Source organism: Pseudomonas sp. Irchel s3a10 (assembly GCF_900187525.1).
GTDB lineage: Bacteria > Pseudomonadota > Gammaproteobacteria > Pseudomonadales > Pseudomonadaceae > Aquipseudomonas > Aquipseudomonas koreensis_G.
Genome location: NZ_FYDR01000005.1, coordinates 96,306 through 122,846, shown reverse-complemented (window position 1 = coordinate 122,846; position 26,541 = coordinate 96,306). Strand labels below are relative to the sequence as shown.

Genomic DNA, 26,541 nt, shown 5'->3' with positions numbered 1-26,541 from the left:
GTGGCCGCACAAACGGCCAAAGGCTGATCAAGATACACAGCAGGCTGCGCCCACACAAGACGCCAAAAGTCGGAGAAACCCGCGCCTGCCGCGACCTTGCGACGCGGTAACCCAAGTCGCAACCCCAACATTAACTGTCGCCTGCCCGCACTTTGTGCCTGTGTAGAAAGCAGCACCCGGCCTGTGCACCGGGCGCCTGATACCACCGCAAAAACCTTAGCCGGTATTTCGCAAACCGGCGGCAATCCCCGCCACAGACACCAGCAGCGCCTGCTCCACCGGGCTGCCCTGCTCGACATTCTGTTGCCGCGAACGGGCCAGCAGCTCGGCCTGCAATAGATGAAGCGGGTCGAGGTAGGTGTTGCGCAGACGGATGAATTCCAGGGTGTCGGGGCTATGTGCCAGCAGTTGCGACTGACCGGTCAGGCCGAGCACTACCGCGCACGCCTGCGACAATAGGTCGCGTAACTGCGCGCCCAACGGCAGCAGGTCCGGCTCGACCAGCCGCTGATCGTAAGACAGCGCGATGTCGGCGTCGGCCTTGGCCAAAACCATTTCCAGCATGTCGATACGGGTGCGGAAGAACGGCCACTGTTCGCGCATCTGCCCGAGCAACTCGCCCTCGCCGCGCTCCAGCGCCTTGCTCAACGCGGTTTCCCAGCCGAGCCAGGCCGGCAGCATCAGACGAGTCTGGGTCCAGCCGAAAATCCACGGAATCGCCCGCAGGCTCTCGATCCCACCGGCACGGCGCTTGGCCGGACGGCTGCCGAGGGGCAAGCGTCCCAGTTCCTGCTCCGGTGTGGACTGGCGGAAGTACTCAACGAACTGCGGATTCTCCCGCACCACGGCGCGATACGCAGCGACGCCGTCGGCGGCCAGTTCATCCATCAGGTGCCGCCATTCGGGCGTCGGTGGCGGTGGTGGCAACAGCGTCGCTTCGAGCACGGCAGCCAGATACAGATTGAGGTTCTGCTCGGCGATGTCCGGCAGGCCGAATTTGAATCGAATCATTTCGCCCTGCTCGGTGGTGCGGAAACGCCCCGCTACCGACCCCGGCGGCTGCGACAGGATCGCCGCGTGCGCCGGACCGCCGCCTCGGCCCACGGTGCCACCGCGACCGTGGAACAACAGCAGTTCGACTTGCTGCTCGCGGCAGATCTCCACCAGCCGCTCTTGCGCGCGATATTGCGCCCAGGCCGCAGCGGTGGTGCCGGCGTCCTTGGCCGAGTCGGAATAACCGATCATCACTTCCTGCGGGCCTTGCAGCCTCGCGCGGTAGCCCGGCAGCAGCAATAGACGCTCCATCACCGGCCCGGCGTTGTCGAGGTCGGCAAGGGTTTCGAACAGCGGCACCACACGCATCGGCCGCAGCACACCGGACTCTTTCAGCAGCAGTTGCACCGCCAGCACGTCGGAGGCGGCACCCGCCATCGAGATCACGTAAGAGCCCAGCGAGGCGCCCGGTGCGGCAGCGATTTCCTTGCAAGTGGCGAGCACTTCAGCAGTGTCGGCGGACGGTTTGAAATGCGCCGGCAGCAGTGGCCGGCGATTGCTCAATTCGCGGGTGAGGAAGCTGATGCGCTGTTCTTCGTCCCAGTCTTCGTAGCGACCGAGGCCGAGGTAATCGGTGATTTCGGTCATCGCCGAGCTGTGCCGCGTCGAATCCTGGCGCACATCGAGGCGCACCAGGAACAGGCCGAAGGTCACTGCCCGACGCAGGCAATCGAGCAACGGCCCGTCGGCAATCACGCCCATGCCGCACTCGTGCAGTGAGTTGAAACACAGCTCCAGCGGGTCGAGCAGATCGCGGTTGTTGTGCAACACGTCGGCCGGCGCAGGCATGCTCGCAGTCAGCGACGCATGGGCCCAGTTACGCGTGGCGCGCAGGCGTTCGCGCAATTGCTTGAGCACCGCCCGATAAGGCTCGGCGCTGTCACCGGCCTTGGCCTTGAGCGCATCGCTGGCCTGCTGCATCGACAGTTCGGCGGCCAGATGATCGACATCGCGCAGGTACAGATCGGCAGCCATCCAGCGCGCCAGCAACAACACTTCGCGGGTCACTGCCGCAGTGACGTTGGGATTGCCGTCACGGTCGCCGCCCATCCACGAAGCAAAGCGAATCGGCGCCGCTTCCAGTGGCAAACGCAGGCCCGTCGCTTCATACAGCGCTTTGTCGGCCTTGCGCATATGGTTGGGGATCGCCTGCCACAGCGAATGCTCGATCACCGCAAAACCCCATTTGGCTTCATCGACCGGAGTCGGCCGGGTGCGGCGGATTTCTTCGGTGTGCCAGGCTTCGGCGATCAGCCGTTGCAGGGTGTTCTGAATCTGTTCGCGCTCGGCGCTGGTCAGGTCGCGATGATCCTGCGCGGCCAGTTGCGCGGCGATCGCGTCGTACTTCTGGATCAGCGTACGCCGCGCCACTTCGGTCGGGTGTGCGGTCAGCACCAGTTCGATTTCCAGGCGCGCCAGTTGCCGCGCCAGCGATTCCGCGCTGTGGCCTTCGTTGCGCAGGCGGGCAAGCAGTTCCGGGAGCACGCGGGACTCGAACGGCGCTGGCTGCGACTCTTCACGGCGATGAATCAGCTGATACTGCTCGGCGATGTTTGCCAGGTTGAGAAACTGGTTGAACGCCCGCGCCACCGGCAGCAGTTCGTCCTCGCTCAACTGGTTGAGGCTGGCGCTCAGTTCGGCGTCCATCGAGCCACGGCGGTCGGCCTTGGCGCCCTTGCGAATCTGCTCGATCTTGTCGAGAAATTCCTCGCCGTACTGGTCACGGATGGTATTGCCCAACAGCTCACCGAGCAGGTGAACGTCCTCGCGCAAGCGTGCATCAATATCGGTCATCAGCAGTTCTCCAGCGGTAATCGGGACGGCGCAGAAACGAATGCTTTGCCCAGAGAGTGCCGCTCTACGGCGCTTCTTACAAGCAGACGACGAAGGGACTTTAAACCTTGGGGCTTGGAGCTAGTCTCAATAGCAAGCCGCACAACGGCTTGCCGCCGGCCCCGCCGGACACTCACCCAGGCCTGCCACGAGCAGGCGCGAAATGAGGTCATCATGAAAATTCGTGAACTCGCCCAGCATTGGGAAGAAAACGCCAAGGGTCGCCTGACCGACACCGGCTACACGATTCATCTGGACGTCGAGGCCGCTGCGCGACTGGCGGCGATTGCCGAGATGTACCCCAAACGCCACCCGGAAGAACTGCTCGGCGAACTGATTGGCGCCGCGCTCGAAGAGTTCGAAGCGAGCCTGCCGTATGTGAAAGGTTCGACGGTGGTGGCCACCGATGAGGAAGGTGATCCGCTGTACGAAGATGTCGGGCCGACGCCGAGGTTTCTGGCACTGTCGCGCCGGCATTTGCAGGATTTGTCCGCCGCTGCCGGCAAGCAAAAGCACTGACACAACAAAGATCAAACTGTAGGAGTGAGCCTGCTCGCGATAGCGGTGTGTCAGTAGCTATTGATGCTGACTGACACACCGCTATCGCGAGCAGGCTCACTCCTACAGGGGTCGTGTTTTCATCTGGAAAATTGCCTGTTTTCCCCTGCGCGTACCTCTCCCCGCCTCCAAAGTTCCCGACTCAGAGCCTTGTCGGTTCGGTCAAAAAAAATTTTGGCGATAGGCCATCTTTTCTGAACTTTTGAAAAACGCCTCCGGTCGGAAGCTGTAACCACGCCTGGAACGAGCGTTTCAAAAACGCGCTTTCACATGACGCTTGCGGCTCCTCGACCAGGATGGATTTTCGGTTTTATCAGGAGTTAAACAATGGAGTTGAAGACCATGAAGACCCAAACCTCGTTCTCCCACCTGCGCGGTCTGAAACTGGCTGCTCTGGCTATCGGTTCCAGCTTCGTTCTGGCCGGTTGCGCCGGTAACCCGCCGACCGAGCAGTACGCTGTGACTCAATCGGCCGTCAACAGCGCCGTCAGCGCCGGTGGTACCGAGTTCGCTGCAGTGGAAATGAAGCAGGCTCAGGACAAGCTCAAGCAAGCCGAAATCGCCATGCACGACAAGAAGTATGAAGAGGCTCGTACCCTCGCTGAGCAAGCCGAATGGGACGCTCGCGTAGCAGAACGCAAGGCTCAGGCTGCCAAGGCCGAACAGGCTGTGAAGGATTCCCAGAAAGGTGTTCAGGAACTGCGTCAGGAAAGTCAGCGCACCGTGCAGTAAGCGCGCATCCCGAATCGCAAAGCTGAAACTTTTATCGATAGAAAGGACGACAAATTATGCGTAAGCAACTGATGATCCCCGCTCTTCTGGCCGCAAGCGTTGCCCTGGCTGCCTGCTCCACCCCGCCTAACCCGAACCTGGAACAGGCGCGCACCAACTACGCCGGCCTGCAGGCCAACCCACAGGCGAGCAAAGTCGCTGCCCTGGAAACCAAGGACGCCAGCGATTACCTGGACAAGGCCGACAAGGCTTATCTGGACAAGCAAGACGCGGCCAAGGTTGACCAACTGGCCTACCTGACCAACCAGCGCGTGGAAGTGGCCAAGCAGACCATCGCCCTGCGCACCGCTGAGAACAACCTGAAGAACGCTGCCGCGCAACGTGCCCAGGCGCGTCTGGACGCTCGTGATCAGCAGATCAAACAACTGCAGCAGAGCCTGAACGCCAAGCAGACCGATCGCGGCACCCTGGTGACCTTCGGTGACGTACTGTTCGCCACCAACAAGGCTGACCTGAAATCCAGCGGTCTGGTGAACATCAACAAACTGGCGCAATTCCTTCAGGAAAACCCTGATCGCAAAGTGATCGTCGAGGGTTACACCGACAGCACCGGCGCGGCTTCGTACAACCAGTCGCTGTCCGAGCGTCGTGCCACCTCGGTACAAGTCGCACTGATCAAGATGGGCGTAGATCCTTCGCGCATCGTGGTTCAGGGTTATGGCAAGGAATACCCGGTTGCCGATAACAGCAGCGTTTCCGGTCGTGCAATGAACCGTCGTGTGGAAGTGACCATTTCCAACGACAACCAGCCAGTGATGCCACGTTCGGCGGTCAGCTCGAACTAAGCAACACGCGTTAACGCAAAAGCCCCGCCTGAGTGATCAGGCGGGGCTTTTTCATACACGAACACAAAACCCTGTAGGAGTGAGCCTGCTCACGATAGCGGTGTGTCAGCCAACATATATATTGAATGTCAGACAGCTATCGCGAGCAGGCTCACTCCTACAATGGGTCGGGTTATGGTTCGAGTTTCTGCGGGGTTTCCTGGCCCATGCAGCGCACGGCTTTTTTCTGTGCATTGATCAGCACCCCGGTCAGGCCTTTCTGTTCGGTGTCGAACAGCACCAGCACGCCGTCGATGCACTGCGCCACTTGCGGCGCCGGGTCCAGCGAGACTTTGTAGTCTTCGCCCGGCACGGTCTTGAGCATGGTGAATTCGTTGAGCAGCAGCGCATCCTCGGGTTTGGCGAAGTGCAGGTAGCCGTAGTACCACAGCGCCCCGACCGTGCCGAGGATGCTGCAGATACCGGTGATGATCAGCGGGATGGCGTTACGTTCTTCAGTCATTGCGGACTCTCATCTTCAGAATTCGGAGGTTGCGGATAATTCGGGCTCTCGCCGAGGCGGCGCAGGCCGTTGAAGTGTTCGGGATCTTCCAGATAGCGCAGCATTACCTGGCGCCAGACCGGGTCGCCGAAGGTCTGCACGTGACCGCCGCGGGTCAGCTGCAGCACGCGCGGTGGCGGTGCAGCCTGATACAGGCGGATGGCGTTGGCCATTGGCACCAGCGGGTCATCGATGCTGTGAAAGATCAGTTTCGGCACCCCGTTGAGCTGCGGCATCGAGTTGATCGCGCTGTCGCCGTCCGGCACCAGCCACGACAGCGGCACCTGCAACGGCCAGGTCAGCCACGAGGTGCTGAGGGCGTACTGGCCGACGCTGCGATAGCTGGCGGGCACACCGTCGAGCACCAAGGCCTTTAGCTGTTTCTGCCGCTCGGGGTGCTGCACCAGCCAATGCACGGCCATCGAGCCGCCGAGGCTCTGACCGAGGAGGATCAGCGGTTTGCCTTTGACCTCTGGCGCCTTGTCGAGCCAGGCGAACGCGGCGTCGATGTCCTGATAGATCGCCGGCAGGCTCGGTTCGCCCTCGGACAAGCCGTACCCGCGATAGTCCACCAACAGCACCTGATAGCCGTTTTTCGGCAACCACCAGCTGCCGCCGAGGTGCATCGGCAGATTGCCGCCGTTGCCGTGCAGGTGCAGCACTGTGCCTTTGACCTCGACCCCGGGTTTGGCCGGCAGCCACCAGGCATTGAGCTTGAGGCCATCGGCCGTAACCAGTGTGACGGTGCGGTATTCGAGCTTGGCTTTTTCCGGGGTAAAGATCTGGCCCGGTTCGGGGTAAAACAGCAGCGAACTGCAACCGCTGAGGGTCAGGAGCAGGCAAAGGATGCCGAGGATTCTCATCCGGTGAAACCTCGCGAACGAAATTAGCAAAACACATGACCCTGTGGGAGCGAGCTTGCTCGCGAAGGCGGAGTATCAGTCGACATTCAGGCTGAATTGCAGACCGCTTTCGCGAGCAAGCTCGCTCCCACAGGGGTAACTCATCGCCTAGAGGATATTCGAGTAATCCGCCTCGATCCGGTCCAGGCTCAAGTGATTGAGGAAGTTGGAGAAGCACATCCACGCCGACAGCGCGTTCATGTCGCGGAACTGTTCCGGCAGATATTTCGGCGGCACCACCAGACCTTCATCGACCAACTGACGCAGGGTACGCATGTCTTCCAGCGTAGTCTTGCCGCAGAACAGCAGCGGCACCTGCTCAAGTTTGCCTTTACGCACGGCCAACTGAATGTAGTTGTAAACCATGATAAAGCCCTTGAGATAGGACAAGTCTTTGGTGAATGGCAGACCGGTCGGGGTCGAGCCACGGAACACCCGGCTGGCGTTGCCGTAGCTTTCGGCCATTTCAAAGCCCTGCTCACGGAAGAACTCGAACACCTGCAAAAAGTCCGCGCCCTCCTCGACCATGTGAATGGCGCGGGTGCGGTTGGTCAGTTTGCGCAGACGGCTTGGGTAGGAGGCGAAGGTGATGATTTCCATCAGGATCGCCAGGCCTTCCTGGGTCACCGTCGACGACGGTGGGCCTTTGGACAGGAAGGTGCAGATCGGCTGGTTCAAGCCATTGAGCGTGGTGCCGACGTGCACCAGACCTTCGTGGACTTCCAGTGCGCGCACATCGCGGTCGTTGAACAGCGCGTCGGTGCGGATCTTGATGTAATCGGCGCCCGCCGCGGCGTCAGCGACGATGCCGTCGGACTCGAACACGCGGATGGTTTCCTCGGCCTCGCCAAACACCTTGTTCAACCGGGTTTGCAGCAGGTGCACGGCATCCTTGGCGGTGAGGATCTTCGGCTCGTCCTTGAGGTCGCCACGGCCATCGATGTTGTTCAGGTAGTCGGACATCATCAGGCCAAGGTCGGCCAGGGTCGGGTCACCAGCGTGGAACGCATCGGAGGCGGCGCCGTACAGCTCTTGCGAAATCAGGCCGAAATCCTCGGTGCCGCGCGCTTCGAGCATGCGCACCACCATGCGGTATTCCTTGCACATGCGCCGCATGATCTGCCCGACCGGGTTGAACTGGCCGAGCTGGCGGGTGATGTCGCGCTCGATGTTCTGGAATTCCAGTTTGACCTTGCTCGAATCGAAAGATAGCGGCCGATTGAGGTAGTAATCACGATCCACCGCCGGCATTTCCTTGCCCTTGGCTTTGAGAAAGCCCTTGCGGATGTTCTCGTCCCACTTCACCGCATCGAGCACGCGAATCGGCGTCTGTGCCAGCACAATGCGATCGGACAGCGTGCGTATCGTCTGCTGGTAATCGTCCACCCGAAACTCCTGTAGAAAACTGAATTATTTGGCGCGGGCCTGGCGCTGATAGCGCGCGGCCTCGACGAATACATCGGAATTGGCCGGATCGTCGAGGTAAGCAAAGACCTTGTCGAGGCGACTGTCGACCTGCACGCCGTCACCGTCGTCCTCGGTCTGGAAAGCCTTGCCGTCGAGGGTTTGCTGTTTGATCGCCTGATTGATCTGTTCGAGGTCGAGGTTGTACACCACCAGCTCGTTTTTGTCGGTGAGTTCGAACCCGGCAATGGTGTATTGCCCCCCGTAACGCGCCGGCACTTTCGCCGACAGGTACCAGCGGCTGCCATGGCGCGACACAGTGAACGGGTGCGCCTCGCGCTCGTGGGGTCGGGCCTTGAACCAGGTAACGGCCTGATAGCGATTGGTGCCGATGCGGGTCAGCTCCAGGTTCATCGGCTCGCCCCAGGCATTGGTGCTCGCCCACGTGCCCAGCAGGCCCTTGGGCGCCGGCTCACTGGCAGGCAGCGGATCCTTGAAAGTCACCAGACAACCGCTAAGCAGCAGGAACGACAAGGCGATCAGCACGCCACGCCAGGCTTTCATTCAATACTCCCTATGAACACATAGCCCTGAACACCGCCACATTCCCCCTGTGGGAGCGAGCTTGCTCGCGAAGGCGGTGGGTCAGTCAACTGAAGCGTTGAATGTGATACCGCATTCGCGAGCAAGCCCGCTCCCACAGGGGACCTGATCAGCTGTCAGACCGAGGCCAGGACCAGATGCATATACCGCGTCAGAATCCCGAGCATGTCCTCTTCGGCCAATGGCTCGGCGTCGTTGAGCAGGCCCTGATATTCCATCCGTCCGATAATCGCCGTCAACACCTTGGCATCCTGCTGCGGTTCACGCGAGCCCAATACCTGAAACAACTGGCAGGTGCCCTGCAGCAGAATCTGCTGATGCGAGCGCACCAGATCCGCCAGACGCGGGTTGAGCAGCGCTTCCTGGCGGAACGCCTGCTCGGCCATCAGGTGTTCGCGGCGATTGACCAGTTGCCGGTGCACATAGTCAGCCATCAGCCGCGCGATGTCGTCCGCCAGTTGCGAGCGCGACTCGGGGCTGCCGTCGCCACTGACGACCATCTCGCGCAGCAGGCCTTCGTTGTTGATCCACAGCTTGGCCATGTAGGCCGCGCTGCGCTCGACGTATTGGGCGAAGGTATCGGTGAGCAGGTCATCGATATCCTTGAAGTAATAAGTAGTGGCCGACAGTGGCACGCCGGCCTCGGCCGCCACGGCCCGGTGGCGCACGGCGCGCACGCCGTCACGCACGACAATGCGCATCGCCGCGTCGAGAATGTCCTGTCGACGCTGCTCACTGCCCTGTCGGCTGGCCTTGCGGCCCTGGTACTGAACACTTTCAGCGACCGCAGTGGCGATACCCGCTGCACCTTCTTGAGCGATTGCAACCATCACGACTGGACTTCCTCTGCTATTGCAAAATTAACCAATTGATACATTTGTACCAGACAGGCAATAAAAAGCCGCCTGTTTTAGGCGGCTTTTTAACTGAAACGTTTACGCTTGCGGTCGCATGTGCGGGAACAGGATCACATCGCGGATCGACGGCGAGTTGGTCAGCAACATCACCAGACGGTCGATGCCGATGCCTTCACCGGCCGTTGGCGGCATGCCGTACTCCAGCGCGCGAACGAAGTCGGCGTCGTAGTGCATGGCTTCGTCGTCGCCGGCGTCCTTGTCGGCCACCTGCGCCATGAAGCGCTCGGCCTGGTCTTCCGCGTCGTTCAACTCGGAGTAGGCGTTGGCGATTTCACGGCCACCGATGAACAGCTCGAAACGGTCAGTGACGTTCGGATTCTCGTCATTACGACGGGCCAGCGGCGACACTTCGAACGGGTACTGAGTGATGAAGTGCGGCTGTTCCAGCTTGTGCTCGACCAGTTCTTCGAAAATCATCACCTGCAGCTTGCCCAGACCTTCGAAGCCCAGCACCTTGGCGCCGGCCTTCTTGGCGATGGCGCGGGCCTTGTCGATGTCGTTCAGATCATCGGCGGTCAGCTCAGGGTTGTACTTGAGGATCGAATCGAACACCGACAGGCGCACGAACGGCTCGCCGAAATGGAACACCTTGTCGCCGTATGGCACGTCGGTGCTGCCCAGAACCAGCTGCGCCAGTTCACGGAACAGTTCTTCGGTCAGGTCCATGTTGTCTTCGTAGTCGGCGTAAGCCTGGTAGAACTCCAACATGGTGAATTCAGGGTTGTGACGGGTCGAAACGCCTTCGTTACGGAAGTTGCGGTTGATCTCGAACACTTTCTCGAAACCGCCAACCACCAGACGCTTGAGGTACAGCTCAGGCGCGATACGCAGGAACATTTCCATGTCCAGCGCGTTGTGGTGGGTTTCGAACGGCTTGGCCGCAGCGCCGCCAGGAATGGTCTGCAGCATCGGCGTTTCGACTTCGAGGAAGTCGCGCTTCATCAGGAAGCTGCGGATGTGCGCGATCACTTGCGAACGCACGCGGAAGGTCTGACGCACGTCTTCGTTGACGATCAGGTCAACGTAACGCTGACGGTAGCGCTGTTCGGTGTCGGTCAGGCCGTGGTGCTTGTCCGGCAGCGGGCGCAGCGACTTGGTCAGCAGGCGCACGTTGGTCATTTCGACGTACAGGTCGCCCTTGCCGGAACGCGCCAGGGTGCCTTCGGCGGCAATGATGTCGCCCATGTCCCAGGTCTTGACGGCGGCCAGGGTGTCTTCGGACAGGGTTTTACGGTTGACGTAGACCTGGATGCGACCGGTCATGTCCTGGATCACCATGAACGAGCCACGGTTGAGCATGATGCGACCGGCTACCTTGACCGGAATTGCAGCCTCGGCCAGCTCTTCCTTGGTCTTGTCCGCGTACTTCTTCTGCAGATCTTCGCAGTAGTTTTCGCGGCGGAAGTCGTTCGGGAAGGCGTTGCCCTTGGCGCGCTCGGCAGCCAGCTTTTCCTTGCGCAGGGCGATCAGGGAGTTTTCTTCCTGTTGCAGGGCTTGCGGGTCGAGTTGTTGGTCGCTCATGTCTTCAGATATTCCATCAGGTTCGTTGCCCCCGGGCCTGACGGCCCGGGAATCGCCAGCAGGGCTGGCTCCTACAGGGATCGCGTTGCATCAGCGATCCTGTGTGCGTCTTTTACAGCCCCGATTTCAGGCTGGCTTCCAGGTATTCGTCGATGTCGCCGTCGAGCACCTTGTCGCAGTCGCTGCGTTCGATGTTGGTACGCAGGTCCTTGATCCGCGACGCGTCGAGCACGTACGAACGGATCTGGTGACCCCAGCCGATGTCCGACTTGGTGTCTTCCAGCGCCTGGGAAGCGGCGTTGCGCTTCTGCATTTCCTGCTCGTACAACTTGGCCCGCAGCATTTTCATGGCGGTGTCCTTGTTGGCGTGCTGGGAACGCTCGTTCTGGCAGCTGACCACGGTGTTGGTCGGTACGTGGGTGATACGTACGGCCGAGTCGGTGGTGTTTACGTGCTGACCACCGGCACCGGAGGAACGATAGGTGTCGATCCGTAGGTCTGCCGGGTTGATTTCGATTTCGACCTTGTCGTCGATCTCTGGCGAGACGAAAACCGCAGAGAACGAGGTGTGGCGACGGTTACCGGAGTCGAACGGGCTCTTGCGCACCAGACGGTGCACGCCGATCTCGGTACGCAGCCAGCCAAAGGCGTATTCGCCCTTGATGTGCACGGTCGCACCTTTGATACCGGCGACTTCACCGGCCGACAGTTCCATGATGGTCGCGTCGAAACCGCGTTTGTCCGCCCAGCGCAGGTACATGCGCAGCAGGATGTTGGCCCAGTCCTGGGCCTCGGTGCCGCCGGAGCCGGCCTGGATGTCCAGGTAGGCGTTGTTCGGGTCCATCTCGTGGCTGAACATGCGGCGGAATTCAAGCTTGGCGAGGTTTTCCTCGAGACGGGCCAGCTCGGCGACGACATCGCCCACCGCGCCTTCGTCGTTTTCTTCGACGGCCATGTCCAGCAGGTCGCGGCAATCGGCCAGACCAGCGTTCAGTTCGTCGAGGGTGTCGACGATCTGCGCCAGCGATGCTCGCTCGCGGCCCAGTTCCTGGGCGTATTCAGGTTTGTTCCAGACTGCAGGATCTTCAAGCTCGCGATTGACTTCGATCAGACGCTCATGCTTTTGATCGTAGTCAAAGATACCCCCGAATAGTTTCGGAGCGCTCGGACAGGTCCTTGATGGTGTTCAGGATCGGGTTGATTTCCATGACGGGCAGCACTCGTTGGCGAACTTTTGAAAGCCGGCGAGTATAACGTAATCAGGCTGTCACGGCAGCCCGTCTGGCGGCTGTTACGCCGAATCGATTGACATTGGCTCGGCGCACTTTTCAATGTGGGAGCGAGCTTGCTCGCGAAGGCGGCGTGTCAGGCAACATCAATGTCGACTGTCCGGCCGCTTTCGCGAGCAAGCTCGCTCCCACAGTGATTTGCGGTGCCCGGGGGTTATTCGATGCCGACCTGGTTACGGCCGTTATTCTTGGCCAGGTACAGGCCACGATCCGCCGCCGAAATCAGCAGCCGGCAATCACTGCCCGCCTGCGGCACCATGGTCGCCAGGCCGATGCTGATGGTCAGGCTCGCCCCGTCGCTCGGGGTGTTGTGCGGAATTTTCAGCGCCGCCACGGTCTGGCGCAGTTTCTCCGCCACCAGCCGCGCGCCGCCCGGCGAGGTGTTCGGCAGCACCAGCGCGAACTCTTCACCGCCGTAACGTGCCGGCAAGTCCGACGGCCGGGCGCTGGCGTCGCGGATCGCCGTGGCGACCTTGCGCAGCGCCTCGTCGCCCTCGACATGGCCAAAGCTGTCGTTGTAGGACTTGAAGTAATCGACATCAATCATCAGCAATGACAACTGGCTCTGGTCGCGCAGCGAGCGGCGCCACTCCAGCTCCAGGTACTCGTCGAAGTGCCGGCGGTTGGACAGCCCGGTCAGGCCGTCGGAGTTCATCAGGCGTTGCAGCACCAGGTTGGTGTCGAGCAACTGCTGCTGGCTGACGCGCAGCGCACGGTACGCCGCATCACGCTGCAGCAGGGTCATGTAGGAACGCGAGTGGTAGCGAATCCGCGCCACCAGTTCGATGGTGTCTGGCAGTTTCACCAGATAATCGTTGGCCCCGGCGGAAAATGCCGCGCTCTTGATCAGCGGGTCTTCCTTGGTCGACAGCACGATGATCGGGATGTCCTTGGTCGCCGGGTGATTGCGGTATTCGCGTACCAGGCTCAGGCCATCGAGGCCGGGCATCACCAGATCCTGCAGGATCACCGTCGGTTTGATCCGTACCGCCTGGGCGATGGCCTGGTGCGGGTCGGAGCAGAAGTGGAAGTCGATGTTCTCTTCGTTCGACAGCCCACGGCGCACGGCTTCGCCGATCATCGCCTGATCGTCCACCAACAACACCATGGCGGCGTTTTCGTCGGTTTTAATGTCGTCGATCTGTAAATCATTCATGGGCGGTCACCTGAGTACTGCGGGGGCCAGGATTGCGGAATAGCCTGTTCATTTGGGAAATACCTCCAGCAACCGTGGCGCGATCTTTTCCAGTGGACGGATTTCGACGGCAGCATCAATGGCCGCTGCGGCCTTGGGCATGCCGTACACCGCACTGCTGTGCTGGTCCTGCGCGATGGTCAGATAACCCTGCTGGCGCATGAGCTTAAGCCCTTGCGCCCCGTCGCGTCCCATCCCGGTCAACAAAACCCCGATGGCATCGCCGTTCCAGTAACTGGCGACACTTTCGAAAAACACGTCGATCGAAGGCCGGTAGATCTCGTTGACCGGCTCGGCGGTATAGGCCAGCGTGCCGTTTTTCAATAAGCGAATATGGTGGTTGGTGCCGGCCAGCAGCACCGCGCCGGCCTGCGGTGGCTCGCCTTCGCGGGCCAGACGTACGTCGAGACCGCTGGCGCTGGCCAGCCATTCGGCCATGCCCGCGGCAAACACCTGATCCACGTGCTGCACCAGCACGATGGCGGCCGAGAAATTGCGCGGCAGGCCCTTGAGCAGCACTTCCAGCGCTGCCGGCCCGCCGGCAGACGAACCGATCGCCACCAGGCGCTTGCACGACGCCGAACTGCGGTGGGGCGTCGGCACCGGGCGCGAGCGCGGGGTTTTCTCGCCGATCAGCCAGCCGATGTTGAGGATCTTGCGCAGCAACGGCGCCGCCGCTTCCTGCGCGTTCCCTGCACCAATGGCCGGGGTATCGACCACGTCCAGCGCGCCGTGGCCCATGGCTTCGAAGACCCGGTGCACGTTCTGCTGGCGGTCGACCGTGACAATCACGATCGCACAAGGGCTCTCGGCCATGATCCGTCGCGTGGCCTCGACGCCGTCCATCACCGGCATGATCAGATCCATCAGGATCAGATCCGGGGTGTTTTCGGCGCACAGACGCACGGCCTCGGCGCCGTTGTTGGCGACCCAGACCACCTGATGCGCCGGCTCGAAGGCCAGCGCACGGCGCAAAGCCTCCACCGCCAGGGGCATGTCGTTGACGATTGCGATTTTCATGCCCGCGCTCCTCCAATGAGCTCAACCACTGCATCAAGCAGGGCGTCGTCATGAAAACTGGCCTTGGCTAAATAATAGTCGGCGCCAGCGTCCAGTCCACGACGCCGGTCCTCTTCACGATCCTTGTACGAGACCACCATCACCGGCAGCGATTGCAGGCGGTTGTCACGGCGCAACAGGGTGACCAGTTCGATGCCGTCCATACGCGGCATGTCGATGTCGGTGATCAGTAAATCGAAGTCCTCCGAACGCAGCGCGTTCCAGCCGTCCATGCCGTCCACTGCCACCGCCACGTCGTAGCCGCGATTGAGCAGCAGCTTGCGTTGCAACTCGCGCACGGTCAGCGAGTCATCGACCACCAGAATCCGTTTGCGCGCCACTTCGGCGGCCTGATTGCCATGACGGGCAATGCGTTCCAGACGCCCGGTATTGAGCAGTTTGTCCACCGAACGCAGCATGTCTTCGACATCGACGATCAGCACCACCGAACCGTCGTCGAGCAGCGCCCCGGCGGAAATATCCTGAACCTTGCCCAGCCGCTCATCCAGCGGCAGCACCACCAGCGTGCGCTCGCCGACAAAACGCTCGACCGCCACCCCGTAGATCGCGTCACGCTCGCGGATCACCACGACCTTGAGGGTTTCGCCGCTGCTCTGACTGGCCGGACGATTCAGCAACTGACTGGCCGCGACCAGCCCGACGTGTCGGCCTTCATGCCAGAAATGCTGACGGCCCTCGATCTGTACGATGTCCTGTGGCTCCAGATCACACATGCGCTCGATATGCGCCAGCGGAAACGCATAAGCCTCCTCGCCGACTTCGACCACCAGACTGCGCACCACCGACAGGGTCAGCGGCACTTCCAGATGAAAGCGGCTGCCCTCGCCCGCCGTCTGCTCCAGCACCACCGCGCCGCGCAGTTGCCGCACCATGTGCTGCACCGCATCGAGACCAACGCCACGCCCGGACACTTCGGTCACCGTGTCGCGCAAGCTGAAGCCCGGCAGGAACAGGAACGTCAGCAGTTCCTCTTCGCTCAACTGCGCGGCAGTTTCTGCCGGTGACAATTGGCGTTCGACGATGCTGCGGCGGACCTTTTCCAGATCGACGCCATTGCCGTCATCGCTCAGTTCCAGCACCAGCAAACCCGCCTGATGCGAGGCCCGCAGGCGAATCAGGCCTTCTGCGGATTTGCCTTTGAGCAGGCGTTGTTCCGGGGTTTCGATGCCGTGATCGACGGCGTTGCGCAGCAGATGAGTCAACGGCGCTTCGAGTTTTTCCAATACGTCGCGATCGACCTGGGTCTTCTCGCCTTCGATCTCCAGCCTTACCTGTTTGCCCAGGCTGCGTCCCAGGTCTCGAACCATGCGCACCTGACCGGTGAGCACGTCGGCAAACGGGCGCATGCGGCAGGCCAGCGCGGTGTCGTAGAGCACTTGCGCGCGCTGGCTGGCTTGCCAGGCGAACTCGTCGAGTTCGGCGTTCTTTTCCGCGAGCAATTGCTGGGACTCGGCCAGCAAGCGCCGCGCATCTTCAAGCGCTTCCTGTGCCTCAAGGCTCAGCGCGTGCTCCTTGAGGTGCACATTGAGGCTTTCCAGCGCCCGCAGGCCGTTGTTCTGCATGCGCTTGAGACGCTGCATGGTCGCCAGATGCGGCTTGAGGCGCTGGGTTTCGACCAGCGATTTACTCGACAGGTCGAGCAGGCTGTTCAGGCGTTCGGCGGTGACCCGCAGCACCCGTTCGCCACCTTCGGTGGTGCGCTTGTTCTTGGGCGGTGCCGGATCGGAGGCTTCCAGCGGTGTCTCGATCACTGGCGCCGGGGTTTCAATCGGTGCTGGCGCAGGCGGCGCCTGCATCTGCAACTCGGCCATCGGCGGTGGCGCCACTGTGGGCGCTGCCGAAGGGTCGAGCAGGAGTCCCATCAACGCCACATACGCTTCGATGTCCGGCGCTTGCGGAGCATTGGCCGGCGTGGCGATACGCATCAACAGATCGGTGCCCTGCAACAACGCATCGATGTGCTCGGGACGCAGCAACAGCCGCCCTTCCTGGGCGCTGACCAGGCAATCTTCCATCACATGGGCGACGCTGACACCGCTGTCGATGCCAACGATCCGCGCCGCACCCTTGAGCGAGTGCGCCGCGCGCATGCACGACTCCAGATAGTCGGCCTGAGTCGGGTTGCGCTCCAGCGCCAGCAGTCCGCTGCTGAGCACCTGGGTCTGGGCTTCGGCTTCCAGGCTAAACAGCTCCAGCAGCGAGGCGTCGCGCATTTGCTCGGGGGTCATGTGAGGCTCCGGGTCACGGCGGACAGCAGCTGTTCTTCATCCAGCCAACGCAGGCTGCGACCCCGGAATTGCAGGACGCCACGGGTGTATTTGGCGCTGGACGTGCTGTGGTGTTCAGCGCCGGCACGCGAGGCAGCGTCGAGAATACGTTCGTCAATGGCGTGGATGCCGTCGACCTCGTCCACCGGCACCACCACCGGTCCGCCGTGGGCCGCGATGATCAGCATGCGCGGCATGATCCGCGCGCCAGTGGCCGGTGCGGCGTTGCCATCAAGGTCGAGCAACTCGACCAGCGACAGGCACGCGACCAACGCCCCGCGCACGTTCGCCACGCCGAGCAAGGCCCGCGAACGCTGGTGCGGCAACGAGTGAATCGCCTGCAGCGGCGCTACCTCCACCAGGCTGCGGGTGGCCAGCCCCAGCCATTCCTCACCGAGGCGGAACATCAGCAGCGAACGGGTTTTCACATCGGTTTCGACCGCCACGGCGACCGGATCGTGTTCGTCCTGCTGCAATGCATAACGGTCCAGCAGGCGCGTGGCGGCGGCGGAATACACCGCGCAGTTGCGGCAATGAATATGCTCGGCCAGCAACGGGCAGGACTTGTCGCCATGAATACCGATACGGTTCCAGCAATCATCGATGGCCCGGGCGTCTTCGTGGGTGACGTTCAAGGTGTCGGACGGGATCATCGTTTACGCTCACTGTCGGCGGTGCGGCCGCTGCGGGCGGCGCGTTCCTGCAATCGTCTGGCACCGGCGTTGTCGCCCTGTGCCTGCAGCAAGGCGGCCAGATGCATCAACGCTTCGGGGTGTTGCGGTTCAAGGTACAAGGCCTTGCGGTAATGACTCTGGGCTTCGAGCGCGGCGCCGGCCACGTCACTGAGCAGGCCGAGCCAGTAGAACACCTGTGCCACGGGTTCGTGACTGCGCAAATACTGCTCGCATGCCGCTCGGGCCTCGGCGCTTTTGCCTTCGTTGGCCAGCGCAGCGATGTTGGCGAGCAAGGTCGCCGCGTCCGGGTTGGCACTTTTGCTGGTCACGGGCAACGGTGCAATGCTGGCAAACGGACGCGGGCGCACCGTTGGCGGCGGCGCGCTGCGCAACGGTTGGCGCACGGGCAATGGCGTCGGGGTCGGCAACGACAGCGGTTCCGGTATCGGATCATTGTGTCGACTGAAGGCAAACGACTGCGGGATGCCGATCGAGCGCATGCCCAGACGCCCGAGCAGACTGCCCTCGGCCGGGCCGATGAACAGCACGCCATCAACGTGAGTCAGACGCTTGAGCACTTCAAACACCTGCTTCTGGGTCGGCTGGTCGAAATAGATCAACAGGTTGCGGCAGAACACGAAGTCGAACGGCGGCTCACCCGCCAGCAGCGTCGGGTCCAGCACATTGCCGGCCTGTAGACGCACCTGTTCGCGTACGGCATCGCTGACTCGATGGCCGTCCTGCTCGGCCGTGAAATGACGCTCGCGGAAATCCAGATCCTGCCCCCGAAACGAGTTCTTGCCATACAGCGCCCGTCGCGCCTTGTCCACCGACAGCGGGCTGACATCCATGCCGTCGACCTTGAACTGGTGCGGTTTGAGCCCGGCATCAAGCAAGGCCATGGCAATCGAATAGGGTTCTTCACCGGTCGAACACGGCAGGCTGAGAATGCGCAGCGCGCGCATGTTGTTCAATTCGTCCAGCCGCTTGCGTGCCAGCTTGCCAAGGGTGGCGAAGGATTCCGGATAACGGAAAAACCAGGTTTCGGGGACGATCACCGCTTCGATCAGCGCCTGCTGTTCGTCCCGCGAACCTTGCAGCAGTTGCCAGTATTCATCGCTGTGTGCCGCTTGCGAGAGCGTGGTGCGTTGGCGCACCGCGCGCTCGATGATCGCCGGCCCGACCGAGGTGACATCCAGGCCGATGCGTTCCTTGAGGAAATCGAAAAAACGCTGATCGCTGCTCATGACTGCGCCTCATGCGGCGCGGGGAACAGCAGACTGCGCACCGCGTCATCCAGCAGGTCGTTGACCCGCACCCACTGCACCAGCCCATGGGCATCTTCGCGCACCGGGCCGAGGTACGGTGCCTGGCGATTGTCCAGACCATACGGCTGAAAATCCTCGGGGTTGCAGCGCAAGGTGTCGGTCGCCTGCTCAAGGATCAGCCCGAGCCAGTGCGACGGCTTCAGTTCATCCGGACGGTAATGCACCAGCACCAGCCGGGTGCTGGTGCGCGCCTCGGCCGGTTGACCAAAGGTCAACGCGCTGAGGTCGATCGCCGGTACCACCGTGCCGCGATAGGCAAACACCCCGGCAACCCAGTTCGGCGCTTGGGCAATCGGCTTCAACGGCAGGCGCGGCAGCACTTCCGCGACCTCGGTGGCGCGCAAGGCGTAACGCTCGCTGCCGATGCGAAACAGCAGGAACAACGACTGTTTCGCCACTGGCGCAGCGCTGCGTTTGGCAGTGATTTCGCTCATCAGACTTTGAATCGCGAAACGCCGCTGCGCAGCCCGACGGCCACCTGACTCAGTTCGTCAATGGCGAAACTGGCCTGACGCAGCGACTCGACAGTCTGGCTGCTGGCGTCGCCCAACTGCACCAGCGCATGGTTGATCTGTTCGGCACCAGTGGCCTGGGCCTGCATGCCTTCGTTGACCATCAACACCCGCGGCGCCAGGGCCTGCACCTGATGGATGATCTGCGACAGCTGCTCGCCGACCTGCTGCACTTCGGCCATGCCCCGGCGTACTTCTTCGGAAAACTTGTCCATGCCCATCACGCCGGCAGACACCGCCGACTGGATCTCGCGGACCATTTGTTCGATGTCGTAAGTGGCGACGGCCGTCTGATCCGCCAGACGCCGCACTTCGGTGGCGACCACGGCAAAACCGCGCCCGTATTCGCCAGCCTTCTCGGCCTCGATGGCGGCGTTGAGCGACAGCAGGTTGGTCTGGTCGGCGACCTTGACGATGGTCACCACCACCTGATTGATGTTGCCGGCCTTCTCGTTGAGGATCGCCAGTTTGGCGTTGACCAGATCGGCCGCGCCCATCACCGAGTGCATGGTGTCTTCCATGCGCGCCAGCCCTTGCTGGCCGGAACCGGCGAGCACCGAGGCCTGATCGGCGGCGGTGGACACTTCGGTCATGGTGCGCACCAGATCCCGCGAAGTCGCGGCAATCTCCCGCGAGGTCGCGCCGATTTCGGTGGTGGTGGCCGCAGTTTCGGTGGCGGTGGCCTGTTGCTGCTTGGACGTGGCGGCGATTTCGGTCACCGAAGTCGTCACCTGCACCGAGGAGCGCTGGGCCTGGGACACCAGCGAGGTCAGCTCGGTCATCATGTCGTTGAAGCCGGTTTCCACCGCGCCGAACTCGTCCTTGCGGTCCAGATTCAGCCGGCTGCTCAGGTCGCCGGTACGCATGATTTCGAGGATCTTCACGATGCGGTTCATCGGCGCCATGATCGCGCGCATCAGCAGCAGACCGCAGGCACCGGCTGCGAGCACGGCCACCAGTAGCGAGACGAACATGCTGACCTTGGCCGCCGCCACCGCCTCGTCGATGTTGGCCATGGCCTGATCAGCGACCCGCTTGTTCTCGCCAATGATGTCGTTGAGTTTCATGCGCCCGGAATACCAGGCCGGGGTCAGCTTCTCGGTGAACATCTTGACCGCGTCCGCTTCCAGGTTGCGCTTATGCAGGTCCAGCACGGCATCCTGAATCTGGATGTAGGCATCGTGGTACTTCTCGAACGCGGCGAATTCGCTACGGTCCTCGTCAGTGGCCATGGTTTTGCGATAGTTGGCCATCTGCTCCTGCAAGCGCGCCTCAAACGCCTTGTAGTCTGCCGCGTCCTCGCTGGAAATCCCCTGACCTTCCTTGAGCCCGAGCAGTTCCTGGGTCTGCAGATAGCTGTCGACCCACGCACCGCGAATCATCGAGCTGTAATAGACGCCGGGAATCGCGTCATCACGCACGCTGTTTTCACTGGCCTCGATCTTCAGCAGCCGCGAATACGAAACGACCACCATCAGCAACATGATGGCGATAATCACCGCAAAGCTCGCCAAAATGCGTTGGCGCAACGTCCAGTTCTTCACAGTGATTCCTCGTACCGTAAGTCGAAATGCGGGGAGTATAGCCGAGGGCGGTGTTTCATTTATAAGACGCTTTTTAACCTGCTGCTCAACTGGCTCTTTTGTAGGGCGCGAGCTGATTTACAACCGTTCGCCCTGACAAACACCTCGTACATCGCAAAAATCGCCAAACTGTTCTATTTTTTGGATCCAAGGTCAGGTAAAGCGACTCGGGACTGCGCAAGGCTGCCACCCGCGACGCGGTTGTCACAGGAATCAAGGGAGCAAGGATGATCTCGTTAGTCAAGAAACGCATAGATTTTGTAGACAGCCAACTGAACGCCTTCACACTCAGTTTGGACAACTACAGAAAAACCTTGAAGAGCTCGTGGAATCAGCCCTTTGAAATGGGAAGTAAAGTAGCCAATACGCCCTCGCTACTTGGCATGGAACGAGTAATAAGGGTGGGTGATACATCCAAATCCGTGAACATGGAGGACGGATACTTCGCTTCAAATGTCGCCAAATGCCCACTGCAAGGTCCGCTCTTCATACACAGCAAATTCGAATCGGTTTTCGACATTCCAATTGGCGATATTGAAGTTGAGATCATTGCGCAAGAGGGCGGCGCGATAACCAAGGTTCGACTCGACTCAGAAGGAAAAGCCAGCTGGGCGGGGGGGATTCCCGGCAAGCAATACACGGTACGAGTTCATCAAGAAGTATCCTCAGAGCAGATTGATGAATTGTTTGAAGCCTACTCAAAGCTGGCAGGTGACCTGGAAAAAAACCTTCGAGAGAAATGGGAAGGCCCGACGGGGTATCGTCAGCAATGGTCGAGCCTTTCGGTCTCGGGCACCGTCTACGCTGTGGGCAAAGGCATTTTCGAAGCAGGGTTTGACGCCATCAAAGGCGTGTGGGAAGGCATCAAAACGGTGCTGGACATGCTGCAAGACCCGGCAAAATTCCGTGAAGAGCTAGGCGCCAGTGTTGATCGACTTGAGAACGTCGCCAGACAGTCGCCCCACATCATGAAGCAAGCCATGGTATTGGCCAGCGATGAGGCGGCACTGTTCTTGATGATGAACTGTGCATTTATATGGCTCGCGAGTTTACCGCCGATGCAGACGGCGGGAGAGCAGGCGAAAATGACCAGCAGTTTTTTATTCACAATCGCCATCGATATTGTTGTATCGATCGTATTGACCCTCGCCGCAGAAGGAACAGGCCTTATTTATCTGGGCAGCAAGTTGGGGAAGTACGGAAAAGTTCTTTACAACCTGGTTGTGGGTTTCGTCGAATCAATATTCGAAGTCATAACAGCCTTCATGGCGTATGTATCCAAATACATCCGCGTGGGGCTTAGAGGAATGGCGAAGCAAGTTAGAAATGGAACAACCGAAATTCGCTTCGACGGGCAGTCGAACGCTAGACTGGTGAGCGGTAAAACAGCTGACGATGCATCCACACAGGCGGTGACCCCCGCAGGTAAAAAAGCAGAGCCTGCCAATCGTACCTCCACCGACAAATGCCCGGTATCCATGGTTACCGGTGAGGAACTGTTGACGCTAACCGACGGCCAACTTGACGGTCTGCTGCCGTTTGAATGGACCCGTCTCTACCGAACCAGTGCAGTGGAAATCGATTGTGGCCTGGGTTATGGCTGGAGCCATGCGCTGGCGCATCGCCTCGAGATCAGTGACGACGAAGTCATCTGGACCGACCACGAAAACCGCTCGACACCCTTCCCGCTACCAAGCGAACAACGTCCAGCCATCACCAACAGCCTCTCGCGAGCCGCCATTTTTCTCGGTGACGATCCGTCAGAACTGGTTCTGGCGCAGGCAGGCAAACGCCCATCGTTCTACCACTTCCGCTTCAACAGCAAAGGCGCCACCCTGATCGCCATCAGCGACAGCTATGGCAATCGGCTGCACGTCACGCGCGATATCCACGGTCGAATCAAGCGCCTCGATAACGGTGCCGGGCGCGCCCTGCTGCTGCGTTACGACCGTAAACACATTATCGCTGTGGACTATCAACAGTTCTTGCCAGCGGACAACCTGGAAGATGCCTGGAACACCGTTCAAACGCTGGTGACGTACAGCTATGACGCACAGCATCGTCTGATCGAAGCGAAGAACGCAGCCGGCGAAGCCGAGCGCTATCGCTACAACGATCAGCACGTCATTCTGGAGCGGCAACTGGCAGGCGGCGCGGCCTTCTACTGGGAGTGGGAGAACGAAGGCAAGTTGTCTCGCTGCACCCGTCACTGGGCCAACTTCTCGCAGATGGAAGCGCATTACGCCTGGGACGATAAAGGCAGCGTAACGGTAACCAACGCCGACGGCAGCGAAGAGGTCTACACCCACGACGACCAGGCGCGACTGATCAGCAAGGTCGACCCGGACGGCGCCGAACACCTCAAAGCCTATAACGATAAAGGCCAGTTAATCGCGGAAAAGGATCCGTTGGGTGCCGTCACCGAATACCGGTACGACGACAACGGACTGATGACTGCCGTCATCCCGCCGGAAGACGAAGCCACCACGTATGAATACATCAATGGCTTCGTCAGCGATGTTCATCGCGGCAAAGCCAGTTGGAAGTACCAACGCAACCGTCAGGGCGACATCACCCAGCAAATCGACCCGGACGGCAATGCCACGCTATACAGCTACGACGCCCAGGGTCGCCTGCTGGAGATCCGCCACCCCGACGGCAGCCGCCATCAACTCGGCTGGAACAACCTCGGACAGTTACTGGAAGAACGCCTGCCGGACGGAGGTCAACGCAAGTATCGCTACGACGCACTGGGTCGGCAGATTACCCGCCAGGAAGAATCCGGCGCCATCACCCACTACCAATGGGATGCGGCCAACCGCCTGGCACAAGTCACGCTGCCGGGCGGTGCAACACGTGCCTTCACCTACAACGCCTATGGCAACGTCACCGCCGAACGCGACGAACTCGGTCGCGTCACGCGATATGAGTATGCGGACAACCTGCACCTGGTCAGCCGCCGCATCAATCCGGACGGCAGCCAACTGCGCTACCGCTACGACAACTCGCAACTCAACCTCACCGAGATCGAGAACGAACGCGGTGAGCGCTATCAGCTCGATTACTACTCGAACGGCCTGATCCAACAGGAAACTGGCTTCGATGGCCGTCGTACTGCCTACGAGTACGATCTCAACGGTCAGTTGCTGAAGAAAACCGAGTTCGGCGATGATGGCAGCGAGCTGATTACCGAATATCAGCGCGATGCTGCCGGCCGACTGCTGGTGAAAACCCTGGCCGACGGCGAAGAGATTCATTACGGCTACGACGCTTTGGGTCGTCTGGTGAATGTCGACGACGGCCACTGGCCGCTCGCCTATGAATACGATGTGCAGGATCGCCTGATCACTGAACACCAAGGCTGGGGCACCACGCGTTACGAATACGACAGCGTCGGCCAATTGAGCCACTGCCGCCTGCCCGATGGCAGTACGCTCGATTACCGCCACCTGCCCGGCGGGCGCCTGAGCAGCATCGACCTCAACGGCTCACGCCTGACCAGCCATCAGTTCAGCGCCGGTCGCGAACAACAGCGTCAACAAGGTCTGCTGCTCAGCCAATACCAGTACGACGAACAAGGCCGACTGCAAGCACACACCGTCGGCCAGCGTGATAAAAACCTGTTCCAGCGTCGCTACAACTACGACGCCAACGGCAACCTCGCCGGCATCGACGACAGCCGCAAGGGCAATCGCAGCTATCACTACGACCCGCTTGATCGGCTGATCAGCGTGCGCGGCGCTACGCCGGAAAGCTTCGCCCACGATCCGGCGGGTAACCTGCTCGGTCAGAACAATGAAGGCACGGCGAACCTGGCCAACGTCAAAGGCAACCGCCTGCTGATGCAGGGCGACCGCCATTACGACTACGATGCCTACGGCAACCTGATACGCGAACGCCGTGGTGCCGGCCAGAAACTCGTCACTGAATACCGCTACGACTGCCAGCACCGCCTGATCGGCGTAAGCCTGCCGGGCGGTAGCACCGCGTCCTACAAATACGACGCCTTTGGTCGCCGTGTCGAAAAAACCGTCGACGGCCAGACCACGGAATTCCTGTGGCAAGGCGAACGTCTGATCGCTGAAAGCGCCGAAAACCGCTACCGCAGCTACATCTATGAGCCCGGCAGCTTCCGCCCACTGGCGATGCTCGATGGCGAAGGCCCACGTAAGGCCACGCCGTTTTACTACCAACTCGACCACCTCGGCACACCACAGGAACTCACTGATTACAGCGGCGAGATCATGTGGTCGGCCAAGTACCGCGCCTACGGTAACCTCGCTGCGCTGGATGTCAGCGAGATCGATAACCCGCTGCGTTTCCAAGGACAGTATTTCGATCCCGAGACGGGGTTACATTACAACCGGCACCGCTACTACGATCCTGGAACTGGACGGTTTTTGACGCCGGATCCGATCACGCTTGCGGGTGGGTTGAACAACTATCAGTACGTGCCTAACCCTACGGGGTGGGTGGATCCGCTTGGTCTGAACACTTGTCCTGGCGGAGATAAATGCATTCCTGGGCAAGGTGCTGAGGCGCCTGAGGACAAAGCCAGAGTAAATCAAGGAGATGCGCAGGTTCCAACGGCGGCCGCATCTGTCAATTGGAAGGGATTTTCTTCCGGGAAGTTGGAACCTCATTATCAAAAGCATGTAATTGATCAAAAAGAATTCGGAAACATAAGCAAAACTGAATACTTAAAACAGGCGAAAGAATTCTCGAAAGAATCAGGAAATTTCAACGAAACGAATGTCGGAAATCTTGTAATCAAACATGACCCAGCAACTGGACGAATATTTATCGGAAACTTGAAATTCAGAGAAATTAGAACATTTTATAGAGAAGATGGTAGAAGCGCCGACGCCTTCCAATCCGCCATCGAATTGGCTAAGAGTTTATAAAATGACCAAAATTGATCGACACGATGCTATAAAAAAAATCTCAATGGCAATTTTGAGTTTGCTTGACCATGACGAGCGAGAATCTCATCTCCTCGATTGGTGGAGTATTGATGAGAGCAATCCTGAATTCCTTACGCTATCAGAGCCACTACAGATACTTATTACTAGCAAGGACGATTTACCTAGCGACATCGATGACAAAAAATATGACGAACTTATCATACTTGCCCTGACATCAAGCTTTAAAGGCGTAACAAACGCATTCCTGTCAAAAAAATTAAAAAAATTAAATATTGGAGAGTACGAGGTATCTGGAGAAATTGAATCTCTGATGCCTTGCCCGTGCTGTAAATATCGCACGCTTTCACTGCTTGGTAATTATGAAATTTGCGACCTATGCAAATGGGAAGACGATGGAACCAGCAACCTTGACACTTATAGCGGCCCAAACCACATGACTCTTCGGGAAGCAAAAGAAATATTTGCAAAAAAAACTGAGAAGCTTCCTTTGGATAAATGGGTGAAAGACTAACGTGGAGATGAGTCATTCGCGTGTCCGGATAGTCGAAATTGCGACTATGGCGAGCAAATCATCGGTGGATAATGTTTAGCCGCCGGCGCGGATGGCTTTATCGCGCTGATCGAAAAAAGATACCGAGCAGTTAATCTGGCTTGTGGTGCTAAGCGGAACGCCCCCCCCTTTGAGACACTGGAGTTAAGGGGGCATTTTATTCACGCAACTTCGTCCAGTAGAACTGTAGTGACCCTCCCCATCGACCAGCCAGACAAATTGTCTATCG

20 protein-coding genes are annotated in these 26,541 nt (G+C 60.1%); 5 read left to right on the top strand and 15 right to left on the bottom strand.

What is annotated here, in order from left to right:
- Positions 1 to 216: 216 nt before the first annotated feature.
- Positions 217 to 2,847 (bottom strand): phosphoenolpyruvate carboxylase, encoded by a 2,631-nt coding sequence (gene ppc, locus CKW11_RS16290; protein WP_095138325.1) that lies wholly within the window; start codon positions 2,845 to 2,847, stop codon positions 217 to 219.
- A gap of 213 nt (positions 2,848 to 3,060) precedes the next feature.
- Between ppc and CKW11_RS16285 the strand changes: the two genes are divergently transcribed.
- From CKW11_RS16285 to CKW11_RS16275, 3 genes are all read left to right on the top strand, one after another.
- Positions 3,061 to 3,405: a hypothetical protein gene (locus tag CKW11_RS16285; RefSeq protein WP_003222064.1), complete on the top strand. Its 345-nt coding sequence runs from the start codon at positions 3,061 to 3,063 to the stop codon at positions 3,403 to 3,405.
- A gap of 366 nt (positions 3,406 to 3,771) precedes the next feature.
- Positions 3,772 to 4,176, top strand: a complete 405-nt coding sequence (locus tag CKW11_RS16280; protein ID WP_095138324.1) for a DUF4398 domain-containing protein — start codon at positions 3,772 to 3,774, stop codon at positions 4,174 to 4,176.
- Between the two features lie 56 nt (positions 4,177 to 4,232).
- Positions 4,233 to 5,021 carry an OmpA family protein gene (locus tag CKW11_RS16275; protein WP_007964218.1) on the top strand — a complete coding sequence of 263 codons (789 nt, stop codon included), beginning with the start codon at positions 4,233 to 4,235 and terminating at the stop codon, positions 5,019 to 5,021.
- Positions 5,022 to 5,193: 172 nt separating this feature from the next.
- On the opposite strand, the gene CKW11_RS16270 is transcribed toward CKW11_RS16275, so the two are convergent.
- The 14 genes from CKW11_RS16270 to CKW11_RS16205 all read right to left on the bottom strand — a co-directional run bounded on the left by CKW11_RS16270 (position 5,194) and on the right by CKW11_RS16205 (position 20,798).
- A complete protein-coding gene (locus CKW11_RS16270) occupies positions 5,194 to 5,523 on the bottom strand; it encodes a hypothetical protein (protein WP_007964217.1) in 330 nt (109 codons plus the stop codon).
- Complete coding sequence (locus CKW11_RS16265) at positions 5,520 to 6,425, bottom strand: alpha/beta hydrolase (RefSeq protein WP_095138323.1); 906 nt, start codon at positions 6,423 to 6,425, stop codon at positions 5,520 to 5,522. Before CKW11_RS16265 ends, CKW11_RS16270 begins: the two co-directional genes overlap by 4 nt.
- A gap of 147 nt (positions 6,426 to 6,572) precedes the next feature.
- Positions 6,573 to 7,850 carry a flavohemoglobin expression-modulating QEGLA motif protein gene (locus tag CKW11_RS16260; protein WP_003222055.1) on the bottom strand — a complete coding sequence of 426 codons (1,278 nt, stop codon included), beginning with the start codon at positions 7,848 to 7,850 and terminating at the stop codon, positions 6,573 to 6,575.
- 24 nt (positions 7,851 to 7,874) lie between these two features.
- Complete coding sequence (locus CKW11_RS16255) at positions 7,875 to 8,432, bottom strand: hypothetical protein (protein ID WP_095138322.1); 558 nt, start codon at positions 8,430 to 8,432, stop codon at positions 7,875 to 7,877.
- A gap of 155 nt (positions 8,433 to 8,587) precedes the next feature.
- Positions 8,588 to 9,301 (bottom strand): TetR/AcrR family transcriptional regulator, encoded by a 714-nt coding sequence (locus CKW11_RS16250; RefSeq protein ID WP_095138321.1) that lies wholly within the window; start codon positions 9,299 to 9,301, stop codon positions 8,588 to 8,590.
- A gap of 105 nt (positions 9,302 to 9,406) precedes the next feature.
- Complete coding sequence (lysS, locus tag CKW11_RS16245; protein ID WP_095138320.1) at positions 9,407 to 10,909, bottom strand: lysine--tRNA ligase; 1,503 nt, start codon at positions 10,907 to 10,909, stop codon at positions 9,407 to 9,409.
- Between the two features lie 112 nt (positions 10,910 to 11,021).
- Positions 11,022 to 12,117 (bottom strand): peptide chain release factor 2 gene (prfB, locus tag CKW11_RS16240; protein ID WP_143500019.1). Its coding sequence is split into 2 segments (ribosomal slippage): positions 11,022 to 12,044 and positions 12,046 to 12,117, totalling 1,095 coding nucleotides; the frame shifts between segments, so codons are not numbered across the junction.
- A 235-nt stretch (positions 12,118 to 12,352) separates the two neighbouring features.
- Entirely contained in the window at positions 12,353 to 13,354 is a 1,002-nt protein-coding gene (locus CKW11_RS16235; RefSeq protein ID WP_095138319.1) for a diguanylate cyclase domain-containing protein, read from the bottom strand.
- Positions 13,355 to 13,402: 48 nt separating this feature from the next.
- On the bottom strand, positions 13,403 to 14,413 hold the full coding sequence (locus CKW11_RS16230; RefSeq protein ID WP_095138318.1) for a chemotaxis response regulator protein-glutamate methylesterase: 1,011 nt from the start codon (positions 14,411 to 14,413) through the stop codon (positions 13,403 to 13,405).
- A complete protein-coding gene (locus CKW11_RS16225) occupies positions 14,410 to 16,701 on the bottom strand; it encodes a hybrid sensor histidine kinase/response regulator (RefSeq protein WP_095138317.1) in 2,292 nt (763 codons plus the stop codon). Before CKW11_RS16225 ends, CKW11_RS16230 begins: the two co-directional genes overlap by 4 nt.
- Positions 16,698 to 17,393, bottom strand: a complete 696-nt coding sequence (locus CKW11_RS16220) for a chemotaxis protein CheW (protein WP_095138316.1) — start codon at positions 17,391 to 17,393, stop codon at positions 16,698 to 16,700. Before CKW11_RS16220 ends, CKW11_RS16225 begins: the two co-directional genes overlap by 4 nt.
- Positions 17,390 to 18,661 carry a protein-glutamate O-methyltransferase CheR gene (locus CKW11_RS16215; RefSeq protein ID WP_095138315.1) on the bottom strand — a complete coding sequence of 424 codons (1,272 nt, stop codon included), beginning with the start codon at positions 18,659 to 18,661 and terminating at the stop codon, positions 17,390 to 17,392. Before CKW11_RS16215 ends, CKW11_RS16220 begins: the two co-directional genes overlap by 4 nt.
- Entirely contained in the window at positions 18,658 to 19,176 is a 519-nt protein-coding gene (locus CKW11_RS16210) for a chemotaxis protein CheW (RefSeq protein ID WP_095138314.1), read from the bottom strand. Before CKW11_RS16210 ends, CKW11_RS16215 begins: the two co-directional genes overlap by 4 nt.
- The gene (locus tag CKW11_RS16205) at positions 19,176 to 20,798 is read right to left on the bottom strand and encodes a methyl-accepting chemotaxis protein (RefSeq protein WP_095138313.1); all 1,623 of its coding nucleotides are present in this window, start codon (positions 20,796 to 20,798) and stop codon (positions 19,176 to 19,178) included. Before CKW11_RS16205 ends, CKW11_RS16210 begins: the two co-directional genes overlap by 1 nt.
- A 266-nt stretch (positions 20,799 to 21,064) precedes the next feature.
- On the opposite strand from CKW11_RS16205, the gene CKW11_RS16200 reads away from it, so the two are divergent.
- Positions 21,065 to 25,741, top strand: a complete 4,677-nt coding sequence (locus CKW11_RS16200; RefSeq protein WP_256582081.1) for an RHS repeat-associated core domain-containing protein — start codon at positions 21,065 to 21,067, stop codon at positions 25,739 to 25,741.
- Position 25,742: 1 nt separating this feature from the next.
- A complete protein-coding gene (locus tag CKW11_RS16195; protein ID WP_159974167.1) occupies positions 25,743 to 26,273 on the top strand; it encodes a CPCC family cysteine-rich protein in 531 nt (176 codons plus the stop codon).
- Positions 26,274 to 26,541: the final 268 nt, after the last annotated feature.